Annotated in this window: 3 protein-coding genes and 1 other RNA gene; 2 read left to right on the top strand and 2 right to left on the bottom strand. The window is 37.1% G+C overall.

The window, feature by feature from the left end:
* The coding region (locus tag ACTTKP_RS11615) for a biotin transporter BioY (protein ID WP_442554062.1) at positions 1 to 495 on the top strand (495 nt) is incomplete at its 5' end.
* Here the strand turns inward: ACTTKP_RS11615 and ACTTKP_RS11610 are convergent.
* The gene (locus tag ACTTKP_RS11610; protein WP_442554061.1) at positions 485 to 2,104 is read right to left on the bottom strand and encodes an alpha-amylase family glycosyl hydrolase; all 1,620 of its coding nucleotides are present in this window, start codon (positions 2,102 to 2,104) and stop codon (positions 485 to 487) included. The genes ACTTKP_RS11615 and ACTTKP_RS11610 overlap by 11 nt on opposite strands.
* A 158-nt stretch (positions 2,105 to 2,262) precedes the next feature.
* On the opposite strand from ACTTKP_RS11610, the gene ACTTKP_RS11605 reads away from it, so the two are divergent.
* The gene (locus tag ACTTKP_RS11605; RefSeq protein WP_442554060.1) at positions 2,263 to 3,402 is read left to right on the top strand and encodes an AI-2E family transporter; all 1,140 of its coding nucleotides are present in this window, start codon (positions 2,263 to 2,265) and stop codon (positions 3,400 to 3,402) included.
* 2 nt (positions 3,403 to 3,404) lie between these two features.
* Here ACTTKP_RS11605 and ffs read toward each other — a convergent pair.
* Positions 3,405 to 3,667: signal recognition particle sRNA large type (gene ffs / locus ACTTKP_RS11600), an RNA gene on the bottom strand.
* Positions 3,668 to 3,733 lie beyond the last annotated feature (66 nt).

Here is a 3,733-nt window from a genome sequence, read left to right as displayed (position 1 = left end):
GTTTGCTGTGTACTTGGCCCTTGGAAGATACCTATAGGACCGGTTCCTATTACTTTGCAGGTGATAGCAGTATGTCTCTCGGCCTATGTACTTGGAGCTAAAAGGGGAGCGTTGGCAGTACTTACCTATGTATTATTGGGGCTTATCGGACTTCCTGTATTTGCAGGTGCATCAGGGGGTGCAGCAGTCTTATTTGGACCTACAGGTGGTTATATTATAGGATTTATTTTCATGGCATTTATAAGTGGGCTTTTTATAGAAAGATTTGGAGTTAAAAAGATTTATTTTCAGGTAATAGGCTTGCTTTTAGGACTTATGGTTTGTTACCTTTTTGGAACTGTATGGTTTACTTTAGTTAATACAAAAGGTATAAACTTCACACAGGCTCTTGGCTACTGTGTATATCCGTTTATACCTTTTGATGTGGCAAAAATAGTTATTTCTATAATTTTAGGAGATGCACTTAAGCAGGCATTAAATAAGATTAATGTGTAAGTATTGCAATACCGAAGGATGGGATGTTAAGCATTCCATCCTTTATTGTTACCTCTTCTTCTCCAGTAACAAGAGAGCCGTCTAATTTAGTATAATCTTTGCCAAGTTTTTGGCTTATACTGTTTTCTGAAGTATTTATAACAATGAGTACAGTTTCATATGTCTTATCTTCTATTCGTCTTGTAAATGCAGAAACTTTATCAGAGTCAAGGTTTTCAAAACCATCATATAATTCTGTGATACCCCTTGCAATGACAGGAAAGTTATGTCTTAGTTTAATAGCATTTTTATAATAATTGTAAATTGAATTTTTGTCATCTGCCTGCTCTTCAAGAGTGCCGTAAATCATCTCAAAATCTTCCATATCTTTCGGACCTTTGCACATTCCTGCGGCACTGCTGTCTTTTACCCACTGCATAGGGGCTCTTTTGTTCTCATCCCTTCCGGAGCCCTTCATACCCAGCTCTTCTCCATAGTAAATAAAAGCATTTCCACTCATAAGCAGGTTCATAGCTCCTGCAAGCTTAATCAGATCTACCCTGTGCTCTCCTGAGTAGTATCCTGCTGAACGAGGTATGTCATGGTTTGTATAAAAAGGAGCATTTATATAGCTTGGGTTGTGCTTAAAGAAGAGTTTATCAGAGTTTACCATCCTTTCTGCAAAACTGCTTGCAGGTCTTATTCCTTTAAGTATTTCAGCGATGATTCCGTCGCTTCCTGAAAATTCGAAGTCAAAAAAGCTGTCAACACCACTTGCATAATAAGCTCCATACTCACTTTCAGTTGTCCATGCCTCTCCTACTATGTAGGCATCAGGCTTGATTTCTTTCACTGTTTTATTAAGCCAGGTAAGGATTTCTGTATTCTTAGTAATGCTGCCTGTTACATAGTAGGTAACAGCATCAAGCCTAAAACCATCTACTCCAAGCTCCAGCCAGAACTTAAAAATTTCTTTAAATTCATTTCTTACTGCTTCATTTTCCAGGTTGAAATCCGGCATTCTAGGGCTGAATCTGGCTTCGTAATACCAGTCAGTGCCTTCAACAGGGGCATATCCCTCCTGTTGCTTTTTGGTAAAATTGTAGTAGTTAGCATAAGGGCAGGCATTAAAGTCAGGTTCTTCACCGTCCTTAAGCTCTTTGAGGTAATTAACAGCTTCTAAGAACCAAGGATGGTCTGAAGAAGAGTGGTTCATAACAAGGTCAAAGATTACCTTAATATTTCTTTTATGACAGTCATTTACAAGGGATTTAAAATCCTCAAGAGTACCAAAATCCTTGTCTATATTTTTATAATCCATAACATCATATTTATGGTAAGAAAGGGATGGGGAAATAGGGGTGAGCCAGATTTCATTTGCAAGCAGGGAATTACCTTTTTCAGCCTTGCCGTCATTTATGTAGTCAAGCTTTTTCCTTATGCCCTCTAAATCTCCTATGCCGTCACCATTACTGTCATAAAATGAGGATACGAAGATTTCGTATGCGACACGGTAGCTATCATTTAATATAGTCATAGGCTTATGTTCTAAACCGGAAGTACAGCCGGTAATTGAGAGGGTGATCGGGAGAGATGCTGCAAGAGGTTTAAATAACTTGTTTATTTTCATTTGTTAACTTCCTTTATTTTGATTTTTATATGGTCTTATTCTAACCGATAGAAGAAAGGCTGTAAAGGTAAAGTAAAGAAAAATTAAAACTTTATCTATGGTTTTCGTTTCTTTCTTGTGATATGATTGTCATTATTAGTAAAATTCAGGAGGATTGTATGAAGTTTAATAAAGATTTGCTGGAAAAGAGGTGGGTTGCATATACGATTGCTGCCTGTTCAGCAGTTATTTTATATTTTCTATTGTCTAATTTGGGTGACATCTTTAAGGGAATGAAGGTAGTATATAAAATATTTAGTCCGTTAATAACGGGACTCATAATAGCTTATATTATAGATCCGTTTGTTACATTTCTTAGGGAGACAGTATTTGTCAATGTAAAAAATGAGAAAACGAGAAAGAGCCTTTCTGTAACTACTGCTTTAGTAGGGATAGCGATTATTATAATTCTTTTGATGGTAGCTCTTATACCTCAGATAGTTGTAAGTATCAAGACTTTATTTGGAAATATGGATACTTATATAAGATCTTTGCAACATTTTCTTCAGACAGCCAGTATGGAGGCGGCAAAGAACAATATAGATATTAGTGGAATTGCAAGTTTCGGTGATGATATTTTAAACTTTGTAAGTAAGAAGATTCCGGAAAACTTTGATGGAATACTTAATACATCTCTCAGCATAAGCAAGGCAATTTTTGATTTATTTATAGCCATGTTTCTTGCTATATATTTTCTTGCGGATAAGGATAGACTTAGAAATAGTTTCAGAAGACTTTTAAAAAGGCTTATTAAAGCAGATAAGTATAAGGTCTTTGCAGGTTTTTGGGAAAGATGTAACAGCATTCTTATAAGATATATAGCTTTTGATATAATAGATGGAATTATAGTCGGAGTGGCGAACTTCATTTTTATGTCGATAATGGGAATGCCATATCCTGTACTTATTTCGCTGGTAGTAGGTGTTACTAACCTTGCACCGACCTTTGGACCTATAGTGGGTGCTATAATCGGTGGCTTTGTGCTTGTACTTGTCAATCCTTTACATGCACTCTGGTTCATTATTTTTACTATTATACTTCAGACAATAGATGGTTATATCTTAAAGCCTAAGCTTTTTGGAGGCAGCCTTGGAGTACCGGGAGTATGGATTCTTATCTCAATCATTATAGGAAGCAGAATTTTGGGAGTCACAGGTATTTTGATTGCCATACCTTTTGCGGCGATAGTAGACTTTATTTATCATGACATTATTTTTCAGGAAGCGAGGAAAAGAGAAGAATTGGAAAAACAAAAATAAAGCCATGCATCCTGCTTCGATACAGCTTCACAGACGGTACCTAAATGGAAAACTCAGTCCAGGCACCCTTACGGCACATGAAAGATTTTGCTTAGTGCTGCTTTGTTCCCAACCTGACACGGTTCACAAGCTCTCATTGCGTAAGACCAAAACTTCAACATCCCCCATTTAGGGCGGCTCTGCAAAGACTGTCCCTCAGACAGAATATCACCCCTACTAGAGCGGATTGTAGGTACAGGGCACCGCTATCTCCCCGGCTGCATGGTAGTAATAGTATAGTGAAAATGAGGGTTTCTGTCAAGTAGGGTAAAAATATAAGAAATTAAAGGGT

It is taken from the genome of Catonella sp., assembly GCF_052169795.1.
Lineage (GTDB): Bacteria > Bacillota > Clostridia > Lachnospirales > Lachnospiraceae > Catonella.
This window is presented reverse-complemented; position numbering and strand designations above follow the sequence as displayed.

Coding starts and splice junctions, on each gene's coding strand:
- ACTTKP_RS11610 (WP_442554061.1), bottom strand. CDS start 2,104: ATGAAAATAAACAAGTTATTTAAACCTCTTGCAGCATCTCTCCCGATC.
- ACTTKP_RS11605 (WP_442554060.1), top strand. CDS start 2,263: ATGAAGTTTAATAAAGATTTGCTGGAAAAGAGGTGGGTTGCATATACG.